The 20,602-nt window shown below is 69.6% G+C and carries 15 protein-coding genes; 5 read left to right on the top strand and 10 right to left on the bottom strand.

The genetic code is table 11. From position 1 onward, the window contains the following. Nucleotides 1-93: 93 nt before the first annotated feature. Nucleotides 94-2,751, bottom strand: a complete 2,658-nt coding sequence (locus tag ACFOES_RS13050; RefSeq protein ID WP_377833733.1) for a helix-turn-helix transcriptional regulator — start codon at nucleotides 2,749-2,751, stop codon at nucleotides 94-96. Nucleotides 2,752-2,954: 203 nt separating this feature from the next. On the opposite strand from ACFOES_RS13050, the gene ACFOES_RS13045 reads away from it, so the two are divergent. Together ACFOES_RS13045 and ACFOES_RS13040 are read left to right on the top strand one after the other, a co-directional pair. Then, nucleotides 2,955-3,248, top strand: coding sequence for a hypothetical protein (locus ACFOES_RS13045; protein WP_377833732.1), 294 nt, complete (start codon nucleotides 2,955-2,957; stop codon nucleotides 3,246-3,248). Between the two features lie 110 nt (nucleotides 3,249-3,358). After that, nucleotides 3,359-3,910 (top strand): NAD(P)H-dependent oxidoreductase, encoded by a 552-nt coding sequence (locus tag ACFOES_RS13040; RefSeq protein ID WP_377833731.1) that lies wholly within the window; start codon nucleotides 3,359-3,361, stop codon nucleotides 3,908-3,910. Nucleotides 3,911-4,016: 106 nt separating this feature from the next. Here ACFOES_RS13040 and ACFOES_RS13035 read toward each other — a convergent pair whose 3' ends face one another. Together ACFOES_RS13035 and ACFOES_RS13030 are read right to left on the bottom strand one after the other, a co-directional pair. Further along, nucleotides 4,017-6,389: a YbcC family protein gene (locus ACFOES_RS13035; RefSeq protein ID WP_377833730.1), complete on the bottom strand. Its 2,373-nt coding sequence runs from the start codon at nucleotides 6,387-6,389 to the stop codon at nucleotides 4,017-4,019. Nucleotides 6,390-6,393: 4 nt separating this feature from the next. Then, the gene (locus tag ACFOES_RS13030; protein WP_377833729.1) at nucleotides 6,394-7,938 is read right to left on the bottom strand and encodes a proton-conducting transporter transmembrane domain-containing protein; all 1,545 of its coding nucleotides are present in this window, start codon (nucleotides 7,936-7,938) and stop codon (nucleotides 6,394-6,396) included. A 96-nt stretch (nucleotides 7,939-8,034) separates the two neighbouring features. On the opposite strand from ACFOES_RS13030, the gene ACFOES_RS13025 reads away from it, so the two are divergent. Together ACFOES_RS13025 and ACFOES_RS13020 are read left to right on the top strand one after the other, a co-directional pair. Further along, entirely contained in the window at nucleotides 8,035-8,931 is an 897-nt protein-coding gene (locus ACFOES_RS13025; protein WP_377833728.1) for a LysR family transcriptional regulator, read from the top strand. Nucleotides 8,932-9,410: 479 nt separating this feature from the next. Further along, nucleotides 9,411-10,640 (top strand): MFS transporter, encoded by a 1,230-nt coding sequence (locus ACFOES_RS13020; RefSeq protein ID WP_377833727.1) that lies wholly within the window; start codon nucleotides 9,411-9,413, stop codon nucleotides 10,638-10,640. A 90-nt stretch (nucleotides 10,641-10,730) separates the two neighbouring features. On the opposite strand, the gene ACFOES_RS13015 is transcribed toward ACFOES_RS13020, so the two are convergent. From ACFOES_RS13015 to ACFOES_RS12985, 7 genes are all read right to left on the bottom strand, one after another. Further along, nucleotides 10,731-12,110: an SPOR domain-containing protein gene (locus tag ACFOES_RS13015; protein WP_377833726.1), complete on the bottom strand. Its 1,380-nt coding sequence runs from the start codon at nucleotides 12,108-12,110 to the stop codon at nucleotides 10,731-10,733. 66 nt (nucleotides 12,111-12,176) lie between these two features. Continuing rightward, nucleotides 12,177-12,806: a uracil phosphoribosyltransferase gene (gene upp, locus ACFOES_RS13010; protein WP_377833725.1), complete on the bottom strand. Its 630-nt coding sequence runs from the start codon at nucleotides 12,804-12,806 to the stop codon at nucleotides 12,177-12,179. Between the two features lies 1 nt (nucleotide 12,807). Beyond that, nucleotides 12,808-13,785 (bottom strand): adenosine deaminase, encoded by a 978-nt coding sequence (locus ACFOES_RS13005; protein ID WP_377833724.1) that lies wholly within the window; start codon nucleotides 13,783-13,785, stop codon nucleotides 12,808-12,810. After that, nucleotides 13,782-14,993 carry a phosphopentomutase gene (locus ACFOES_RS13000; RefSeq protein WP_377833723.1) on the bottom strand — a complete coding sequence of 404 codons (1,212 nt, stop codon included), beginning with the start codon at nucleotides 14,991-14,993 and terminating at the stop codon, nucleotides 13,782-13,784. The genes ACFOES_RS13005 and ACFOES_RS13000 overlap by 4 nt, the downstream gene beginning before the upstream one ends. Then, complete coding sequence (locus tag ACFOES_RS12995; RefSeq protein WP_377833722.1) at nucleotides 14,993-16,300, bottom strand: thymidine phosphorylase; 1,308 nt, start codon at nucleotides 16,298-16,300, stop codon at nucleotides 14,993-14,995. The genes ACFOES_RS13000 and ACFOES_RS12995 overlap by 1 nt, the downstream gene beginning before the upstream one ends. A 2-nt stretch (nucleotides 16,301-16,302) precedes the next feature. Next, complete coding sequence (cdd, locus tag ACFOES_RS12990; protein ID WP_377833721.1) at nucleotides 16,303-16,692, bottom strand: cytidine deaminase; 390 nt, start codon at nucleotides 16,690-16,692, stop codon at nucleotides 16,303-16,305. Between the two features lie 165 nt (nucleotides 16,693-16,857). Next, complete coding sequence (locus ACFOES_RS12985; RefSeq protein ID WP_377833720.1) at nucleotides 16,858-17,943, bottom strand: cupin domain-containing protein; 1,086 nt, start codon at nucleotides 17,941-17,943, stop codon at nucleotides 16,858-16,860. A gap of 140 nt (nucleotides 17,944-18,083) precedes the next feature. Between ACFOES_RS12985 and ACFOES_RS12980 the strand changes: the two genes are divergently transcribed. Then, nucleotides 18,084-20,363 (top strand): NADP-dependent malic enzyme, encoded by a 2,280-nt coding sequence (locus tag ACFOES_RS12980; protein WP_377833719.1) that lies wholly within the window; start codon nucleotides 18,084-18,086, stop codon nucleotides 20,361-20,363. The last annotated feature ends 239 nt before the right edge of the window (nucleotides 20,364-20,602 follow it).

The following is a 20,602-nucleotide window of genomic DNA, read 5'->3' as shown; positions in this document are numbered from 1 at the left end:
TTCAGGCTAGGAGAATTCCTTGACCCTGTCCCCCCACCTGATGGGGGGGCGGCGGGGGGGGGGGGCGACGATCCGTTTGGAAGAAAGGGGGGGTCAGCCCAGCAGGCCCATGAGGCGCGCCCGGGAAACGACTTGTTTGCGCGAGTCGGCGTCGAGTTTCGAAAACAGGTTCTTCACGTGCCATTTCACGGTTTCGCCATGGACGTCCAGCGAACGGGCGATCTCCTTGTTCGACAGCCCGCGGGACAGATGCTCCAGAACGTCCCATTCACGGGGCGTCAGAACGGTCGAGCGGTTGGCGACGGCAGCCCCGGTGCCAGGCGGTGTGGCCTCGGCCGCCGCCTGTCCGGACGCTGGCGCCGGGTGCTGCACCGGGGTGTCGCGCAGGCTCGCCACCCAGTCGGTCAGGGAAGGATGCACATCGGAAAAGACCCGCCTCAGCCCGTAGAGATCGGCAAGCTCGATCGCCTCCTGGGCAAGCGAACGGGCATTCTCGCCACTCTCACGCAGCACAAGCGACAACAGCGCCGCCGATTCGACGACCAGGCGCTCCTGCTTCACCGCCCGGGCAATGGTATTGGCGCGCTCCAGCGGCTGGCGCGCGGCGCGCCAGTCGCTTGCCGCGATCGCCGCCAGTCCGCGCGCAAGCTCGACCTGCACCGCGATCGAGCGCTGCCACAACGGGCCCTGTGGAATGTCCTCGCCTTCGAGCTTGTTCTCGAGCCGATTCAGCAGGTCTTGGCAGGTGTGAACGCGGTTCGCCTGGGCATGCATCCGGATCTGCTCGCACAGGCTGACGATGGTCATCCGCGGCAGGCCGCGATGGGTGCCAATCGCATCGAGCGCCCCCAGCAGTTCCAGCGCGTGCGGTTCATCGCCCTTTGCCCGGGCCACCCGGCTCAGCGTGCGAAAGCCCAGCATCAGCGCTTCGGGCAAGCCTCGCCGTTCCAGAACGTCAAGCCGGTCGGCCAACAACAGCTGCGCCTCATCTGGCCGATCGCTTTCCCAGACCGCCGTCGCCAGAACCGCCGCCAGCATCGCCGAGAACGGATCGCGCCGGCCGAGATCGGCTTCCGATTGCAGCAACGCCGGGCGGATGATCCGCTCGGTCAGCCGGACCTGCCCTTCCCAGAAGTAGCTGAGCCCGATGATGAAGTCGCTCCAGCCCGAGAGGTAGCGCGACTGCCACCCCGCCTCGAAGACCGGGGCGCGTTGCTGGCGCAACCGCGCGAGCGCCGGCTCGCCGTCCAGCAGCGCCGCGTAGGCAGAGCGGTTGGCGTGAACGCGCAGCAGCAGCGGATCGGCAAGCGGCGGGTCGGTCGCCCAGGGATCATGCAACCGGGCGAACAGGTCGGGATCATCGGCGAAAACCGCCGCGCCCCCCAGGATGAGATCGCATTCGCACCGCAGCGCGTCGCCAACCTCGCTGCGCGTCAGGATCCGCTCCACCAGGGCACCGGCCTCAGTGTGCCGGTCGCTCAGGGCCAGCGACCAGGCCTCGGTCAGAAGCAGCCGCGGGCGTTTGTCGAGCTCTTCGTCAGGCAACACGCCGGCCCAGTCGAGCAACTGACCGCCGCCGCCCTGCGTCATCAGGGTGTGATAGGCGCTGCGTTCCGCCAGATCCAACGCCCAGTCGGTTTCGCCCGCGGCAAAGGCGTGGCGGGCGGCCTTGTAATCCAGCCCGTTCGCCTCCAGCCAACGCGCCGCCTTCAGATGCGCGTCCCTCTGCCTGGCGGCCGGCCAGGCCTCGAAGCGCCGCAGCAACGCGCTACGGGCCAGCGCGTGCAGCCGCATCCAGTCGCTCTGATCCGTCAGCTGCACAACCGGAGTGGTGCGGATGATAGCCTGCAGCCTCTCTTCGACATCGGCTTCGCCGGATACCGCGGCGCACAGCTCGACGGTGAAGTCGTCGAGGATGGAGATGTCGGACAGCAGCTGGTTGTCGCGCTCGTTCAGCTTGGCCAGCAGCAGCGCCACAAGATGCTCGTGAAGTTTGCTTCCGGGCTCGGGTTGCAGGTGCGCCGCCGCCAAGGGTGCATTGTCGCGCATCTGCGCCGACAGCGCCAGTTGCAGGCCTAGCGGCCATCCGAGGGTCATATGATGCAGCTGCGCCGCGCTGTCGGCGTCGAACCGGCCCGCGAGCTTCTGGCGGAACAGGTCGAAGGTCTCGTCCAGTTCGAAGGCAAGATCCGACGTTTCGACGGTTTCGCACTGGCCGTAGTCGGCAAGATCGTCGAACTGGAACCCGTCCAGCGACCGCGCCCCGACAAACAGCCTGAGATTGGCGGGCAGGTTGCGAAGGATGTAGCCGAGAGCATCCTTGGAGGCCGCGGGCAGGGCTTCGGCGTCATCGATGATCAGGACGCTGTCCAGCGCCGTGCCTTCGATTTCCGCCAGCAGCGCAGAAAACGCCTCGAGATCGCCGGTCTGCGCCAGGGCGTGGCCGAAGGTGGGTCGTAACGCGGCTTCGCGGAACGATTGCGCCACCCCGTGCAGAACCTGTTCCGGGTCATCTCTGGGACCAGCCGAATACCAGGCGACGATGGTTCCGCGCGCCAGGCATTCGCGGCGCCACTGTGCCAGAAGCGACGTCTTGCCATAGCCCGCGGGCGCGGCGACCACGACGGCCGGGGCGTCGAGGAAACGGGGAGCGTCCAGCGACAGGCGTTCGCGCGAAAGCGGATCGCGCGCGAAACGGGGTGGCGAGATCTTCAGTTGCAGATCGGCGAGCTTGCCAAGCAGTTTCGTCACACTTCCTCCCAAGGCGTGATGGAAACCCGAATCGACCAAGTGATAGACACCATCCCCGGCCTTTACCAGCGAAAGCCCGTCCTGCCGGCGACCGGGGCGCGTGACTGGCAGCAGGCACGATGGCACCGGACGGCGACCGTCCTGCGGCGGCCCGTTGAAGCCGCCTCCCCGTAGGGAGTTCTTTCCCACACCGTCTCAAAACGATGCGCACGCCCCTGCATGCAAGCACCTATTCTCAAAGCACCGGGATTGAACGCCTCTCAACCGTCCAGTTCCGACAGCTGGACGAGATCCTGCCCGGCCTACCCGAATCGATTCGCCGGCTTCCCTTTCGCGCCCGGCGACAGGAAGAACAGGCCTCCCTCCTGAGGATTGGCTTTCAGGTGGCCGTCCTCCATCGTGAAGCGCACCGAGGTCACGAAAAGCCGGTCCAGGGCGGCGGCGCCTGCGGTATCGCGTCGACCGGCGCGTTTCTGGGGACGGTCGCGAAGCAGTGATCCCGGGCGTGCCTTGCTGTCATCGCCAGCTGGGCGGCGTTTCCGTTCAGGGCTGGCACCGCACGGCCGAGGCGATAGGATGGCCGCAACCGGACCAGCAGGGGGCGATGATGGCTGCGCGGCATTTCCTGTTTCTTCTTTCCAGTGCCCGACCGGGCGGCAACAGCGCGGCCCTGGCCCGCACCGCCGCCGAGGGATTGTCGGCAGAGGACAGCCAGGACTGGCGTGATCTGACCAATCCGCTGCTGCCGCCGTTCCACGATCTGCGCCACGCCGGCGGCTACGCCCCGCCCGAGGGGGTGGCGGCCGATCTGGCGCGGGCGACGATGGCAGCGACGGATATTGTCCTCGTGGCGCCGCTCTACTGGTACGGGCTGCCGGCGCCGGCCAAGCTCTATCTCGACCATTGGTCGCACTGGATGCGGGTCGAGGAGCTTGGCTTCAAGCCGGCGATGGCGGCAAAGACGCTGTGGCTGGTGATGGCGCATTCGGGCTCGACCCCGGCCCAGATCGGCCCGGCGGTCGAGATGCTGCGTTTCACCTCCGATTACCTGAAGATGCGTTGGGGCGGGGCGCTGCTGGCCGATGCCAACGCGCCGGGCGATCTGGCGCAGGACGGCGCCGCGCTCGCCCGCGCCTCAGGCTTCTTTGCCGGCAGTTGAGACGGGCCGGGGGCGCTGCCGCGATAGACATCGGCCGGGGCGAAGGCCACTTCCTTGCCGTGCACGGTGGCAAGCCCCACGACGCGTCCGACACAAGGCGCTCGCGTCATGCGGCCTGGACGGCAGACTGCGCAGTCCCCGCGTTCATCGTCCAATCGCCCTTGTCGTAGCGCGCGGCGATCCGGCCTTCGGCGTCCATGGCATGAAGCGACAGCCAGCCGTTGTCGAAGAGCGCCTTCACCTTCGGTTGCCTGTCCAATACGTCCGAGATCGCCGCCTCCGGCGCCTCGATCACGACGGCCAGCCGCACCGGCTCGTGGCGCAACCGCTCGCCGTCGTGCAGGGATTGCCACGGCAGACCGGGCCGCAGGTTCCCGCCGTTGCCCTCGACCACGCCGATGCCGCCGGTGACGTTGTGGATCAGCTTGTTGCCCGCGCCGAAGACCTCGGGGGCGACCGCGGAACCGTGGTATTGCAGCGCGATCCAGCTGGCGACGACGAGCGGCGCGGTCAGGATCAGTTCCAACGTCTTGAAGTCCGCGTCGGCCTGCCAGTCGTAGCTGTGCAGGAACGCCCGCCCGCCGAGGTTTCGGCCCGTGGTCCTCCCTCTTGGGGCGGCAATGAAGGCATGGCACCCGGCGAGCCCCCATTCGGGCCGCAGCTCGGACCAGTCGGTGCCCCGCGCGGGCAGGTCGCCGCCCGATCCGGTCCGCGGCAGGCTGGCGGCGCGCGCGGTGCGGACGATTGCACCGGCCCGCTCGAGCACCTGCCGCAGGTGGGCGAGTGCCGGGGCAGGCACGGTGTCGCGCCCATCGTCGAACAGTGTCACCCGGTCGCTGACCGTGTCGTGCAGCCCGGCGACAAAGCGGGTGCCGGCGGGGATCTCGATCCCTTCGTCCGCCAGTCCCGCGCGCAGCTCCGGGTCGTTCAGAAGCCCCGCCAGCAGTCGCGCGTTCACGTCGCCCGCGCGCCCGCCGCAGGCCCCGCATTGCAGGGCGCTGGCATGGGGCGCGTTGGTGACATGGGCGCCGTGTCCGGCGATCAGCACGAGCGGCGCGAAATCCCGCGTCAGGGACATCGCGCGCAGCACCCGGGCCGCAGCCGCAATGCGGGCGTCCAGCGGCAGATCGAGCCGGGGCGCGGGCTCGGCCGGGGCGTCCTTGCCAAGCCCCAGCGCCGCTTTGGCGAGCTTGCCAAGGTATGCCGGACCCGCCGCCTCGACGAAGGCGAAGGACGACACCGCCGCCAGCTTGAACCGTCCCCAGGCCCGGATCGCCCGCCGCTTCAGACGCAGCGCCTCGTCCCGGGCACCGGTGAGCGCCGCGCCCGAGGTCAGGTCGGGCGACAGCAGGACGGGCGCCCTCGCCTCGGCGAGGTCCGACGCCTGGGTCCGGTGCTGCACGGCGAGCCCGAAGAACCCGGCGAAGCCGAGTGTCTCGACGCCCGAATCCGCAGCTTCCAAAGCCCGCCGGAAAGGTTCCGAGCGGACGTCGATACAGAAGGCCGCTTGCATCGTGGGGCGGCGGTCGCGGGGCGCCGGACCTTCGCCGTCGAAGCTCTCAGCCAGCCGGCGCTCCTCGGCCCGGTCTGCGGCCTCCTGCAGCGCGAGGTCGATCCGAAGCTCGGTGCTCGGCGCCAGCGGCGCGGCCCACCCGGTCAGTGCTTCCCTCCATGCCTCGGAAACCCGATCGCCGAAAGCGGCCAGCAGCGCCCCCTCCCAGGCCAGCCGGATCAGCAGCAACTCGAACGCGGTGGCGTCATGGTCCCCGTCGCGCTCGGCCTGCCAGCCGAGTCCGCGGGCATGTTGCGCCCAGCCGCCCAGCGTCGTCAGCAACCGCTGAAGGTAAAGCGGCGCTGCCTCGGCCGTCAGCCCGAGTTGCCCGCAAAGCTCGGCGAACGCCGCGCGCGGATCGTCCGGAAGACCGGCGACGAAGGCGCAGAAACCCTTGAAGCCATGCAGTCCCGGCGTCAGGTCGCGCTGCGCGAAGGCCTGCCACGAGCGCCACGGCGATCCCGTCAGTGCGGGCCAGAGCGCCTGCCCCCTGTCGAATTGTGCCGCCGCCCAGAGGCCGATCCGCTCCTCGACGAAGGCGGGCCAGTCGATGCCGGTTGCTGCCTGCAAGAGGTCTGCGACCGTCGGGTCGGGCGCAAGGTCCGGCGCCGGCGTGGCAGAGGCGGCCTTCAGGGCGGCGACCGGGAGGCCCGTGGCCTCAGCGGCTTCGGCGAGGTCGGCGTCCGTGATCCGGCCCTCGGCGATCCAGTCGGCCACAGTGGCGCGCGGCAGGGTCAACCGCGCCCCGGCGGTCCGGGTGAGGCGGGCAGCGGCGATCTCGCGCGGCTCACCCACCTGCCCGAGGAAGGGATTGACCGCGACGGTTGCGTCGAGCGGGAAGGAGGGCGGGATCTGGCCGATCGCATGCTCTGCGGCGGCGAAGAGGGCGAGCGTTGCGCCCGGGAAGTTGAAGCTGTGATAGGTCATTCGCTCATCCTTTCGAAAGCGCCCGGGTCATCCGGTCGGTCAATGCGTTGAGGTAGAGGCCGTTCATCAGGTGGACGCGCAGCCCGGCCGCCGCCGGATGCCCGGCCCAGAGCGGGAAGGTCGCCTGCGCCGCCGCCGCCAGTCCGAAGCCCGCGACTGTCAGCGCCATCACGGCCCAGGTCAGCGGGTCGGGCGCGCTCGGCGGCGGCAGGGTGCCGACGGCCAGTGCACTGACGGTGGCGTGGAAGGCGAAATAGGCCAGGGTCGCCGCCGCGGACATCGCCATGGTGCGCCAGGTCAGGGCCCAGGGAGCGGCATCGGCCAGACCTTGCGCGACCAGGTAGGCGACGCCGAAGATCAGGATTGCCCCCAGCGCCACCGCCTGCGGCGCCATGTGATCGATTCCGAAGAGCGCCCCGACAAGGGCGTAGATGCCCAGCGCCAGGACGAAGGCCCGCGCCACCGCGCGCCCGTCCGGCACAGCGACCGAGCCGGGGCGCCGGAGCGCCGCAACCGCCTCGACCGCGCCGCCCGAGGCGAGGAAGGCGTGCGCCTTGTAAAGCGAATGCGCCACGATGTGCAGAAGCGCCAGCGGGAAGAGGGCCAGTCCGCACTGCAACACCATGAAGCTCATCTGCGCGCAGGTCGACCAGGCGAGCGCGGTCTTCACCGCCGGCTGCGTGGTGGCAACCGCCGAAGCGACCAGCGCGCTCAGCCCGGCGATCAGCGCCAGCACCGCCAGCACTCCCGGCGCGGCCAGCATCACCTCGGCGAAGCGGATCAGCAGGAAGCCGCCCGCGTTCACGACCCCCGCATGCAGCAGCGCCGAGACCGGCGTCGGGGCCTCCATCACCTCGGTCAGCCAGCCATGGGTCGGGATCAGCGCCGACTTGAACACCGCCGCGACCGTGAGAAGGGCGGCCACCAGCCACAGGTCGCCGGGCAGTTGACCCGCATGGACCGCCGCCTCGATCGCTGCGATGTCGGTGGTGCCGAAGTCGCGGCTCAGCAGGACGACCGCCGCCAGAAGCGCCGTGCTGGCGATCAGGCCGCTCAGTGATTTCTTGCGCGCGGCGCGGCGGGCGCGGGGCCGGTCGGGATAGAACAGCAGGAGCCGGCTGAGCGCCGCGCCGACGCCGACCCAGGCGACCAGAAGCTGGACGAGGTTCCCCGCCACGACCAGCGCCAGCACGGCGGCGAGCGTCAGGCTCATCCAGCCCATGAAGGCGCCCTGACGCGCCTCTCCGTCCAGCGCCACGCGCGAGAAGCGCAGCACCACCCAGCCGACGAAGCCGACGGTCAGGGCCAGCGCCACGCTGACGATGTCGAGCCGCGCCGAGAGCCCCACCCCGGCAGTTCCGAGCAGCGCCGAGGTCGATGGGCCCTGCAGCGCGAGGGAAACCGCCGCGGTCCCCGTCGCCGCAAGGTGGGCGAGCATCACGCCTTCGGGCAGGCGCAGGCGCGCGCCGGCACGCGGTCCGGGCCGGGCGAGAAGAAAGAGGCCTGCAAGCGCGGCCAGCACGGGGCCAAGAAGCAGAAGATGGGACATGGCGGAACCTCCGGTTGCGTTCGGCCACCGGATAGCTGCGCCGCAGCATCAATAAAAATACATTGTCATTCACCTATCGTTCGATAAAAAAGAACAATGCCCGAGCTGAACTATCACCACCTGCGCTACTTCCGGGAAGTCGCCCGCGACGGAAACCTGACCCGCGCCGCGGAACGGCTGAACGTCTCGCAATCCGCCCTGTCCAGCCAGATCCGCACGCTCGAGGACCGCCTCGGCCAGCAGCTGTTCGAGCGCCGCGGACGCCAACTGGTGCTGACCGAGGTCGGGCATATCGCGCTCGACTACGCCGACCGGATCTTCGGCGCAGGCGAGGAGCTCGTCTCGGTCCTGCGCCAGGCGGGGGCGGGCCGGCAGGTGCTGCGGGTGGGCGCGCCCGCGACGCTGTCGCGCAACTTCCAGCTTGGCTTCCTCGCCCCCGTCATCGGCGCGGAGGAGGTCGAGATTGTCCTGCGCTCGGGCAGTGTGCCGGTTCTGTTCGAGGCGCTGCAATCGCTGGCCCTCGATGTGGTTCTGACAACCGAACCGCCCGCGCGCGATGTCTTCTCGGCCTTCGTCGCCCACCGGGTCTCGGCCCAGAAGGTCGGCCTTCACGGCACACCCCACCGGATGCGTCACGCCACGCTGGCCGAGACGCTGCGCGAGGAGCCGGTGATCCTGCCGACCGACAGTTCGATCCGCACAGGGTTCGACAGCCTTGTGGCGCGACTGGGCCTGCGCCCGCGCGTCGCGGCGGAAGTCGACGACATGGCGATGATCCGCCTGCTGGCGCGCAGGGACGCCGGGCTCGCCATCACCCCGGCGGTCGTGCTGGCCGACGAACTGCGCGAGGGGCTTCTGGTTACCGCATCCTTCGATCTGGACATCGTCGAGGACTTCTACGCCGTCACCCTGCAGCGGCGCTTCCCCAACCCGGTTCTGGAGCGGGTGCTGGGCGCAGCGTCAGAGATTGGCGAGTCCCGCGCATCCCGCTAATCCCGGGGCAAGCAATGGTCCATGACTGCTTTGCTCTTCTGCATAGAAACGGTTCCGACCCATTTCGACATACCAGGCGCGCCGCGAAATGCCGCTTCTGCCAGTGCAGCAACGGCAGCGTTCCGTTTGCTCGATCCGGGGCGCCGACGTCCGAGTTGGGGGCGTGCGGGCGTCGAACCGGGGGGTGGTCGAGTGGCGGCCGTGGGCCGATCGCTACGCCCACAGGGGGTCAGGGCGGTGACCCCGGGCGCAACACTACAATGTGACGCACGCCCCAACACCACGCAGCAATACCGTTACCTATCAAATAGTTATGGATTTTCCGCGATCCCCCGGCTCCACCAAGCTCCTCCTTGCCCGGGCAGGCTAGGAAGGGCGCCCGCGGGCGCCCTGATGCGTTTCCGGGAACGCCTGGATCGGCGCAGCCGGCGGCGCATTCTCGGGCTTCCCTTTCCCGTGAGGGCGGGCGACAAGGCGGGATGCGCGCCTTTGTCGATTTTCTCCGCTCCAACGCCCCCTGGCTGGCGGCCGGCTTCCTGCTCACCCTGTTGTCGAGCTTCGGCCAGACCTTCTTCATCTCGATCTTCTCGGGCCAGATTCGCACCGCCTTCGACCTGTCCAGCGGCCAGTGGGGCAGCCTCTACGGCGCCGCCACCTTCACCTCGGCGATGGCGATGCTCTATGTCGGCGGGCTGGCCGACCGGTTCCGGGTGCGCCAGCTTGGCCTGACGGTGATGCTGCTGCTGGCGCTGGCCTGCCTGGTCATGTCGCGCGTCTCCTCGCTGGCCGGGCTGGCCGCCGTGATCTTCGCGCTGCGGCTGACCGGGCAAGGGATGATGAGCCATACCGCCATGGTCGCGATGGCGCGCTGGTTCGTGGCGACGCGCGGCCGCGCCGTCGCCACCGCCTCGCTCGGCTTCGCGGTGGGCGAGGCGGTGCTGCCGCTGGGCTTCGTGCTGCTGCTGACCCGCTTCGACTGGCGCGGCCTGTGGCTGCTCGCCATGGCGCTGGTGCTGGCCGCGATCCCGCTGCTGCTGCTCCTGCTGCGGCGCGAGCGCACGCCGCAATCCTTCGCCGGGGAGAGCCAGGCCACCGGCCTCCAGGGCCGCGACTGGACCCGGGGCGAGGTGCTGCGCCACCCGCTGTTCTGGGCCATGGTGCCGGCGATCCTGGCCCCGGCGATGTGGAGCACCGCCTTCTTCTTTCACCAGGCCCATATCGCCTCGGTGAAGGGCTGGAGCCACCTGCAACTGGTCCAGCTCTTCCCGCTGTTCACCGTCTCGGCCGTCGGCTGCCTGATGCTGTCGGGCTGGCTGGTCGACCGCTACGGCGCCGGCCGGGTCGCGACGCTCTACCTGCTGCCGGCGGCCCTGGGCTACTGGGTGCTGGCGCTGGCGTCGTCGCCGCTGAGCGCCGCGCCGGGCGTGATGCTGCTGGGGGCGACGCAGGGGATGAACTCGACCGTCGGCTCGACCTTCTGGCCCGAGTTCTTCGGCACCCGCCATATCGGCAAGATCCGGTCGATGATCGTCGCGGTGATGGTGCTGGGCACGGCGATCGGGCCGATGCTGTCGGGCCTGCTGATCGACGCCGGCATCGACTTCCCGCATCAGGGCTACGGCGTCGGGCTCTATTTCATCGCCGCCGCCGCGCTGGCCGCCGCCGGCATTGGCCGGGTCCGGCGCATCGCGGCGACGTCGGGCGCCTGAACCGGCGACAGCGCAGAAAAAGGGCCCCTCCGCGCCAACGGAGGGGCCATCCTGACTGCCGTTTTCACTGCCCTCGGTTTCTTGTCGTTGTCACTGTCGGATAAACGCGTCGCGGAAGCCGGCCCGCCGCGCCTTGCCCAGCGCCGTGGCCAGCGCCGACGGATCGGCGAAGGGGCCGGCCATCACCACCTGCAGCTGGCGGCTGCCGCTGGTCACATGGCCGATACGCACCGGCAGGCCCATCGCCTGCAGCCGGGCCACGGTGCGGCTGGCATTGGCCGGCACGCCGAAGCTGCCCACCTGGACATAGCCCTGCGCGGTGGTCGCGCTCGCGGTGGGCACGGCGGCAGGCGCCTTTGCCGGCACCGGCGCGTTGCTGGTCGACAGCCGCGCCGAGGTGTTGGGCCGCACCCGGACCCATTTCTTCGAGCCGCTCGGCTGCGGCGGCCGCGCGGTCACCGGGTAATCGAGCCACGGATATTGCTTGTTGACCGTCCTGCCCGAACGGGTGTCGATCAGCTTGCGCGGCACCGTCTGGGTCCAGACCAGGTTCATCTCGGCATCGCCCTGCGCCGTGCCGTGCCCACGTTGCGGGTTCAGCCGGCCGTCGCTCCAGGCCGGCTTGTAGCCCCTGGGCAGCGCCGGCGCCGTCTGCGGCGCGGCAGACGCCACGGTGACGGGCGCCGGGGCCAGTTGCGGCGCCGGCACGATGATCGTCGTGGTCGCCACCCGCGCCGCCGGTTGCGGGGCCGGCGCGGCGGGCGCGGGCTTCGGCGCCGGGGCGGGCGCGGCAGCGGCGGTCTTGAGCAGCGGGCTGCCGGGCTTGGCGACGCGAACGATGGTGTAGTCGCCGCCCGGCACCGCCGATTGTCCGTCGCAGCGCACCGCGCGGCGGCCGTCGTCCAGCGTCGCGACCCGCATCACCCGGGTCAGGCCGTCGCATTGGCTCTGGTCAACCAGCTGGATCGCCACGCCCTTGATGCTGGGGCCGCTCGCCACCTTGGCCGGGGCCGCCAGCTCGGGCGCAGGCGCGGCGGCCACAGGCGCGGCGGCGTGGATCCTGGGCGGGGTGGTCGTCGTCGCCACGGTCTGCATCGGCGCCTTGACCCGGGCCGGTTTCGGCGCGGGTTCGGGCGCGGGTTTCGGGGCCGGTGCCGGCTTCGCGGCGGCAACTTCAAGCTGCTTGGGCTTGGGCGCGGGCGTGACCGGCCGGGTCTCGTCCTTGGCGAAGGTCGGCTTGTAGCCGCACATCACCTGGCGGTCGCGCGTCGCCCGCGGCACCCAGCTGACATCGCCGCCATAGCCGGCCCGCATGAACAGGCAGCCACGGCTGTCGACGAACTGATTTCCCTTGAAACCGGCCGGCGGAAGCTCGGCGGGTCCGCCGAGCTGCTTGATCGTCCGGGCCTGCGCCGCGACGCCGCCGAAGGAAGCCGCGATCGCCACGGCCGCGAGCACTCTGAACAGCATGACTACCCCCTTGAAGCGTTGGGGAAGCATGCCGGATGACAGCCGCTGAGTAAAGGAGAATTGGGCCTATTTAGTGCCATACATGCGGTCGCCCGCATCCCCTAGCCCCGGAACGATATATCCGTGCTCGTTCAGGTGATCGTCGATCGCGGCGGTGACGATCGGCACGTCGGGATGCGCCTCCTCCATCCGCTTGACGCCCTCGGGCGCCGCCAGCAGGCACATGAAGATCAGGTTCCGCGCCCCGGATTGCTTCAGCAGGTCGATGGCCGCGACCGAGGAATTGCCGGTCGCCAGCATCGGGTCGACGACGATCACCATCCGGTCCTCGAGCTCTTCCGGCACCTTGTAGTAATACTGCACCGGCTTCAGCGTCTCCTCGTCGCGATAGAGCCCGACGAAACCGACCCGGGCCGAGGGGATCAGTTCGAGAATACCGTCGAGCAGCCCGTTGCCGGCCCGCAGGATCGAGATCAGCGCCAGCTTCTTGCCCGCCAGGGTGGGCGCGTTCATCTCGCAATTCGGGGTCTCGATCAGGCGCTCGGTCAGGGTCAGGTCGCGGGTGACCTCATAGGCCAGAAGCTGGCTGATCTCGCGCAGCAGCCGGCGGAAGCTGCCGGTCGAGGTATCCTTGTTGCGCATGATCGTCAGCTTGTGCTGCACCAGCGGGTGGTCGACGACGGTCACGTGTTTCATCTCAGGGCTCCAGTCGTTTCTGCAGGCGCGCGCGGGTGGCCTCGTCGCAGAAGGCGGCGCCGGCGGCGGTGGCGTTGATAGCGCGGAAAACGCCGTCATCCCAGTCGAAAGCTTTCGAAAGCCGATCGTATTCGTTCCGCATCGTGGTGTGGAAGAAGGGCGGGTCGTCGGTCGAGACGGTGACCTTGACGCCGCGGTCGTGGAACTGGCCGATCGGGTGGCGGCGCCAGTCGGGATAGAGCCCCAGCGCGATGTTCGAGCCCGGGCAGACCTCGAGCACGACGCCGGCTTCGGCCAGCTCGTCGACCAGCGCCAGGTCCTCGATCGCCCGCACGCCGTGGCCGATGCGCTCGACCCGCAGGTCGCGCAGCGCGTCGCGCACGCTCTCCGGCCCGCCCCATTCGCCGGCATGGGCGGTCAGCCGCAGCCCGGCCTCGCGCGCCATGTCGAAGGACCAGGCGAAATCCTTCGGCTTGCCGGCCTTCTCGTCGCCGCCGATGCCGAAGCCGACGATCCAGTCGCCCGCCGTCTCGGCGGCGCAGAGCGCGACCTCACGCGCCTTGTCGGGGCCGAAATGGCGGATCGGGGTGACGATGCCGCGCAAGGTGATGCCGTCCTGCGCCTCGGCCCTGTCGGCGGCCTCGCGGATGGCGTGGAGGTATTCGCGCCAAGCCCCCAGGTCGCGGCCGCCGCAGAAATCGGGGCTGAGGAAGGTCTCGCAATAGATCACGTCATTGGCGGCGCTTTCGGCCAGAACCGCCGCGGTCAGCCGGGCGTAATCCTCGGGCGTCTGCAGGACCGAGGTCGCGGCCTCGTAGACCCGCAGGAAATCCCAGAAGTCGGTGTAGCTGTAATCGCCGCGTTCGTCGAAGATGCCGGAGATGTCGACATGCTTCTCCTTGGCGAGGCCGCGGATGAAGGCCGGCGGGGCCGCGCCTTCGAGGTGAAGGTGCAGCTCGATCTTGGGCAAGTGGGTCACAGGAAGCTCCGCCCCGGCCCTTGCGCCGGGATCTCCAGATGGGCGGCGACGGAGGCGCCGACATCGGTATAGGCGCAGATGCCGATCTCGCCCGTGCCGGTGCCGGCGATCAGCACCGGCACCCGCTCGCGGGTGTGGTCCGAGCCGATCCAGGTCGGGTCGTTGCCGTGATCGGCGGTAAAAAGCATCAGGTCGCCGGGGCGCAGGGCGACGATCAGCTTCGCCGCCTCGCCGTCGAACCATTCCAGCGCCCGGGCATAGCCCGAGACGTCGCGGCGATGGCCGTAGAGGCTGTCGAACTCGACGAAATTGGCGAAGGTGAGTGAGCCCTCCTCGGCCTCGGCCACCAGCCCGTGCATGAAGCCCATCAGGTCGGCATCGGACTTGCCCTTGTGCAGCTTGCCGACTCCGCGCATCGAGAAGATGTCGCCGATCTTGCCCACCGCATGGGTGGCGCGGCCGGCCGCATGCGCCCAGTCGAGCAGGGTCGGCTGCGGCGGTTCGATGGCATAGTCGTGCCGGTTGGCGGTGCGGGTGAAATGGCCCGGCGTGCCGATGAAGGGCCGGGCGATGACGCGGCCGACCTTCATCGCGTGCAGCCGCGGCGCGATCGCCTTGCACAGCTCCTGCAGCCGGTCGAGGCCGAAGCTCTCCTCATGCGCGGCGATCTGGAAGACAGAATCGGCCGAGGTGTAGCAGATCGGCCAGCCGGTCCTCATGTGCTCCTCGCCCAGCTCGTTGACGATCGGCACGCCCGAGGCATGGCAATTGCCGAGGATGCCCTCGGTCCCGGCGAGGCGGCAGACCTCGGCCACCAGGTCGTCGGGGAAAGCCGGCACGGTGTCGGGAAAATAGGTCCAGTCCCACGGCACCGGCACGCCGGCCAGTTCCCAATGGCCGGACGGCGTGTCCTTGCCGCGCGAGACCTCGGTCGCCGCGCCCCAGCGGCCCTGCGGCACCGCCCCCAGCCCCGGCGCGTCGTCGCCCGAGGCCAGCTTGATCGCCGCGCCGAGGCCGAGCGCGTCGAGCCTGGGCAGCTTCAGCGGCCCGGTCCGGCCTTCCTCGGCCCGGCCGGCGGCACACTCGCGGGCGATATGGGCCAGCGTGTTGGCGCCGGTATCGGGCTGGCCGTCGTTGAAGAAGCTGTCGGCATCGGGGGCGCCGCCGCAGCCGACGCTGTCCATGACGATCAGGAAGGCACGCGGCATCAGGCGATCCTTTCGTGAATCAGGGGCGGGTCGGCGATGACGTCCTCGCCGATGGTGAAGGCGGCGCGGACGGCGGCGACGGCCGCCTCGGCCTCGGCCTCGGTCGCGGCATGGACCAGCGCCAGCGGCATGTCGGGGGCGACATGCTCGCCGATGCCGGCGATCTCGGACAGGCCGACCGAGGGATTGATCTTGTCGCCGCCCTTCAGCCGGCCGCCGCCAAGCCCGACCACGGCCAGCCCCAGCGCCTCGCCGTCGATAGTGGCGACGAAGCCCTCGTTGTCGGCCGCCACCTCGCGCACCACGGGGGCCGAAGGCAGCCGGTCCGGCCAACGCTCGACGAAATCCACCGGCCCGCCCAGTTCGGCCACCATGTCGCCGAAGATCTCGGCCGCCTGGCCGCCCTCCATCGCGCGGCCGATGCGGCCGGCGCCGTCGACGGGATCGGCCGCCAGCCCGCCCAGCGCCAGGAGCTCGCCGCCCAGCGCCACGGTCAGGTCCCACAGCGCCGCATTGACCGAGGTGCCGGTCAGCGTCTCCATCACCTCGATCACCTCCAGCGCGTTGCCGGCGGCGGTGGCCAGCGGCTGGCTCATGTCGGTGATCAGCGCCGTGGTCATGCAGCCCGCGCCCTGCGCCGTGCTCACCAGCGACCGGGCCAGCGCCTCGGCCTCCTCCATCGTCTTCATGAAGGCGCCCGAGCCGACCTTGACGTCGAGCACCAGCCCCTCGAGCCCTGCCGCCAGCTTCTTGGACAGGATCGAGGCGGTGATCAGGTCGATCGACTCGACCGTGCCGGAGACGTCGCGGATGGCGTAGAGCCGGCGGTCGGCCGGGGCGATATCGGCATTGGCGGCGACGATGGCGCAACCGACCTCCTCGGTGATCTTGCGCAGCCGCTCGGTGCCGACATCGGCGCGGAAGCCGGGGATCGCCTCGAGCTTGTCCAGCGTGCCGCCGGTATGGCCGAGGCCACGGCCAGAGATCATCGGCACATAGGCGCCGCAGGCCGCCAGCGCCGGCGCCAGCAGCAGCGAGACGCAATCGCCGATGCCGCCGGTCGAATGCTTGTCGAGCACCGGGCCGGGCAGGTCCCAGTCCAGCACCTCGCCGGAATCGCGCATCGCCCGGGTCAGGGCGACGCGGCCCTCCTCGCCCAGCCCCTGCAGGCAGACCGCCATCGCGAAGGCCCCGGCCTGGGCATCGGTGACGGCACCCGAAGCGAGGCCGTCGGCGAACCATTTCAGCTCCTCGGCGCTCGGCCGCCGGCCGAGCCGCAGATGGGCATTGATCGTGCGGGCGTCCATGCTCAGCTTTCCATGTGGCGCGAGTTGAAGGCGCCCGGCAGCAGTTCGGCCACTGTCGCCACGCTCTGCTTGCCGGCAGTGGTGCACATGGTCACCCGCACCTCCGGCGCCGCGAATTCGGCGATCTTCTGGCGGCAGCCGCCGCAGGGTGTCACCGGCTCCGGGCTGTCGGCGATCACCAGGATTTCAGCGATCTCGGTCTCGCCCGCCGCCACCATCGCGGCGATCGCCCCGGCCTCGGCGCAAGTGCCTTCGGGATAGGCGACATTCTCGACATTGCAGCCGATATGGACGGCGCCGGAGGGGGTGCGCAGCGCCGCCCCGACCTTGAAGTTGGAATAGGGCGCGTGGGCGTTTTCGCGCACGGCCTTCGCGGCGTCGAGAAGGGACATGAACTGCCTCCGGTCAAATTGGTTCGCCGACTTTGCGGCGCGGCGTCGGGCGATGCAAGAGGCGGTCGGGAGGGGTGACGAGGGGGAAAGGGGGGCCGTCAGCCCCCCCTCTGCCCGTTCCGGACCCTCCCCCCCCCCCGAAGGTATTTGCGCCCGGAAGAAGGCTCAGAGCAGCTCGGTCTCGAATTCCGCCGGCAGGGTGACCTCCAGCAGCTCGATATCGTCGCTGGGATCGCTGTAACGCGTCTTCATCCCGGGCGGGACGACGAAGGCGTCGCCGGCGCTCAGGCGGTAGGGCTCCTTGCCCTCGCCCTCCAGCGTCATCTCGCCGGCCATGACGAAGGTGAACAGGATGTCGCCCTTGTGCCGGGTCCAGGGCGCCGCGCCCTCGCCCTTGCGGATCACCATGACGCCGGCGACGCCCTTGGTGTTGGCGTTGATCGTGGTGTCGCGGGCGATGAAGCCGGGGATGCGGAACGGCGCCCAGGCGGCCTCCTTCCCGACATTGTGAACGAAACGCTGGCCCTGCCATTCGCGCTCGGGCCGGAAATGGCCGGTGGGCAGCGCCATGTCGTGGTCGATCTCGGTGATATGCTCGGCCGGCACGCCGATCTCGATCACCTCGATGCCGTCGCTGGCCTCGAGCACGCGGTGGCGAATCTCGGGCGGCTGGATGAAGCAGTCGCCGGCGTAAAGCCGGCGCGGGCCGCCCTGATCCTCGTAGACCACGTCGACCCAGCCCTTGACGCAGAAGATGAGCTGGAAGCCGACCTTGTGGAAATGCACCATGTCGGGCACCGGGCCGCCATCCGGGATGCGGATATGGCTGGCGATCATCGCCCCGCCCAGGCGCGAGGGCACGAGGTCGCGATAGTGCATGCCGGCGCGGCCGATCACCCAGGGCGCCTGGTCGGCGAGACGGCGGACGACGAAGGCGTGCTCGGTCTCGGGCAGCACCAGCGGCGGGTTGAGTTCGTCGATCTCGACCCTGGTGCCGTTCGGCGCGGTCAACTCGCGCCGACCGTCGGCGAAGCCGTCCGGATCGTCGGTGAGGATCCGGATCGTGCCCGGCGCCTCGGGCGCGCCCTTCTCGACCCGCAGCCGCAGCCCGTGGCCCGAGAACACCGCGACTTCCGGGTTGTCGGCCGGATAGATCATGTCGAGCCGCATCTTCAGGGTCTTGGTGAAGAACGGCAGATCGTCGCGCAACTCAGTGGTCGGCAGGCGCATCTCGGCGCGGATTTCGGACATCGGCCCCTCCCTCTTGCAGCCCGCACAGTGTATAGCTGCGGCGGGATTTGCAAGTTGTGCTTGAAACAGCTTCCCGGCGCGGGCTAGTTGCGCGGGAAAGCGGATAGTTTAACGTTAAACGAAATCCCGGGAGGATGACGATGGACGAGGCTCGGCAGGACAACGCGCGCCAGGCGGCGCTCGACTATCACGAGTTTCCCAAGCCCGGGAAGCTGGAGATCCGGGCGACCAAGCCGCTGGCCAACGGCCGCGACCTGAGCCGCGCCTATTCGCCCGGCGTCGCCGAGGCCTGTCTCGAGATCAAGGCCGATGCCGCCACCGCCCCGCGCTATACCAGCCGCGGCAACCTGGTCGGCGTCGTCACCAACGGCACGGCCGTGCTGGGGCTGGGCAATATCGGCGCCCTGGCGGCCAAGCCGGTGATGGAGGGCAAGGCCGTCCTGTTCAAGAAATTCGCCAATATCGACTGTTTCGATATCGAGCTGAACGAGAGCGACCCCGAGAAGCTGGCCGAACTGGTCTGCGCACTGGAACCGACCTTCGGCGCGGTGAACCTCGAGGACATTAAGGCGCCCGACTGCTTCATCGTCGAGAAGATCTGCCGCGAGCGGATGAACATCCCGGTCTTCCATGACGACCAGCACGGCACCGCGATCGTTGTCGGCGCGGCGGCGACCAACGCGCTGCATGTCGCCGGCAAGAGGTTCGACGAGATCAAGGTGGTCTCGACCGGCGGCGGCGCGGCCGGCATCGCCTGTCTCAACATGCTGCTCAAGCTGGGCGTCAAGCGCGAGAATGTCTGGCTGTGCGACATCGCCGGGCTGGTCTACCAGGGCCGGGAAGCGGAGATGACGCCCCAGAAGGCGGAATATGCCCAGGCCAGCGAGTTGCGCAGCCTCGACGAGGTGATCGCGGGCGCCGACATGTTCCTCGGCCTGTCCGGCCCCAATGTCCTCAAGCCCGAGATGGTGGCGAAGATGGCCGACCGGCCGATCATCTTCGCGCTGGCCAACCCGACACCCGAGATCCTGCCCGAAGCCGCCCGCGCGGTGGCGCCCGACGCCATCATCGCGACCGGCCGGTCGGACTATCCCAACCAGGTCAACAACGTCCTCTGCTTCCCGTTCATCTTCCGCGGCGCGCTCGATGTCGGGGCGACGACGATCAACGACGAGATGCAGTTGGCCTGCATCGAGGGGATCGCCGCGCTGGCCCGGGCCACCACCAGCGCCGAGGCCGCGGCCGCCTACCAGGGCGAGCAGCTCAGCTTCGGCGCCGATTACCTGATCCCCAAGCCGTTCGACCCGCGCCTGATCGGCGTCGTCGCGACCTCGGTCGCCAAGGCGGCGATGGACTCGGGCGTCGCCAGCCGGCCGCTGGAAGACATCGAGGCCTACAAGGCGCGGCTCGACGGCTCGGTCTTCCGTTCCGCCCTGCTGATGCGGCCGGTCTTCGACGCCGCCCGCCAGGCGACCCGCAAGATCGTCTTCGCCGAGGGCGAGGACGAGCGCGTGCTGCGCGCCGCCGCCGCGATGCTGGAGGAAACCACCGACCTGCCGATCCTGATCGGCCGGCCCGAGGTGATCGAGATGCGTTGCGAGCGCGCCGGGCTGCCGATCCGCCCCGGCACCCATTTCGAGCTGGTGAACCCGGAAAACGACCCGCGCTACCGCGACTACTGGGGCACCTATCACGAGCTGATGGCCCGGCGCGGCGTCACGCCCGATATCGCAAGGGCGATCATGCGCACCAACACCACCGCGATCGGCGCCGTCATGGTCCATCGCGGCGAGGCCGACAGCCTGATCTGCGGCACGTTCGGCCAGTACCTGTGGCACCTCAACTATGTCCGCCAGGTGCTGGCCCGCGGCGGGCTGCACCCGGTCGGCGCCCTGTCGCTGATGATCCTCGAGGACGGGCCGCTCTTCGTCGCCGACACCCATGTCCACCCGGAACCGACGCCCGAGCAGATCATGGAAACGGTGATCGGCGCCGCCCGCCATGTCCGCCGCTTCGGCCTGACGCCGAAGGTGGCGCTGTGCAGCCATTCGCAATTCGGCAATCTCGACTGCGCCTCGGGCCGGACCATGCGCGCGGCGATGGAGCTGCTGGACCTGCGCGAGCCCGATTTCGCCTATGAGGGCGAGATGCATATCGACGCCGCGCTCGACCAGGGCCTGCGCGACCGCATCTTCCCCAGCGCCCGCTTCGAGGGTGCCGCCAACGTGCTGGTCTTCGCCAATTCCGACGCCGCCTCGGGGGTGCGCAACATCCTCAAGATGAAGGGCGGCGGGCTGGAAGTCGGGCCGATCCTGATGGGCATGGGCAACCGCGCCCATATCGTCACGCCCTCGATCACCACCCGCGGGCTGCTGAACATGTCGGCGCTGGCGGGCACCCCGGTGGCGCATTACGGCTGAGGCTGGGGGCGTTGTCGGGCCGGCTGGAGATGGGTTGGGGCGACGTGAGCCTGACCCAAAGCGTACAGCCTGTCACCGCTCAGGCAGGGCGAGCGCCTGCCCGTGGGATGGCGCTCGCGACAGCGGAACTGCGCGCTTTATGCCAGCCAAGTCCCTCCGCAACATGAGCGTTGCGCACGGGCGCCCATAGCGCCAGCCCGCCGGGACGGGCAGGCGCTCGCCCTGCGTGTTTCACACGC

This window comes from Acidimangrovimonas pyrenivorans, from assembly GCF_042643245.1.
Lineage (GTDB): Bacteria > Pseudomonadota > Alphaproteobacteria > Rhodobacterales > Rhodobacteraceae > Acidimangrovimonas > Acidimangrovimonas pyrenivorans.
This window is presented reverse-complemented; position numbering and strand designations above follow the sequence as displayed.

Excerpts from the sequence above, each read along its gene's own strand:
- ACFOES_RS13045 (WP_377833732.1), top strand. The coding sequence starts at position 2,955 with ATGCGCACGCCCCTGCATGCAAGCACCTATTCTCAAAGCACCGGGATT.
- ACFOES_RS13040 (WP_377833731.1), top strand. The coding sequence starts at position 3,359 with ATGGCTGCGCGGCATTTCCTGTTTCTTCTTTCCAGTGCCCGACCGGGC.
- ACFOES_RS13035 (WP_377833730.1), bottom strand. The coding sequence starts at position 6,389 with ATGACCTATCACAGCTTCAACTTCCCGGGCGCAACGCTCGCCCTCTTC.
- ACFOES_RS13030 (WP_377833729.1), bottom strand. The coding sequence starts at position 7,938 with ATGTCCCATCTTCTGCTTCTTGGCCCCGTGCTGGCCGCGCTTGCAGGC.
- ACFOES_RS13025 (WP_377833728.1), top strand. The coding sequence starts at position 8,035 with ATGCCCGAGCTGAACTATCACCACCTGCGCTACTTCCGGGAAGTCGCC.
- ACFOES_RS13020 (WP_377833727.1), top strand. The coding sequence starts at position 9,411 with ATGCGCGCCTTTGTCGATTTTCTCCGCTCCAACGCCCCCTGGCTGGCG.
- ACFOES_RS13015 (WP_377833726.1), bottom strand. The coding sequence starts at position 12,110 with ATGCTGTTCAGAGTGCTCGCGGCCGTGGCGATCGCGGCTTCCTTCGGC.
- upp (WP_377833725.1), bottom strand. The coding sequence starts at position 12,806 with ATGAAACACGTGACCGTCGTCGACCACCCGCTGGTGCAGCACAAGCTG.
- ACFOES_RS13000 (WP_377833723.1), bottom strand. The coding sequence starts at position 14,993 with ATGCCGCGTGCCTTCCTGATCGTCATGGACAGCGTCGGCTGCGGCGGC.
- ACFOES_RS12995 (WP_377833722.1), bottom strand. The coding sequence starts at position 16,300 with ATGGACGCCCGCACGATCAATGCCCATCTGCGGCTCGGCCGGCGGCCG.
- cdd (WP_377833721.1), bottom strand. The coding sequence starts at position 16,692 with ATGTCCCTTCTCGACGCCGCGAAGGCCGTGCGCGAAAACGCCCACGCG.
- ACFOES_RS12985 (WP_377833720.1), bottom strand. The coding sequence starts at position 17,943 with ATGTCCGAAATCCGCGCCGAGATGCGCCTGCCGACCACTGAGTTGCGC.
- ACFOES_RS12980 (WP_377833719.1), top strand. The coding sequence starts at position 18,084 with ATGGACGAGGCTCGGCAGGACAACGCGCGCCAGGCGGCGCTCGACTAT.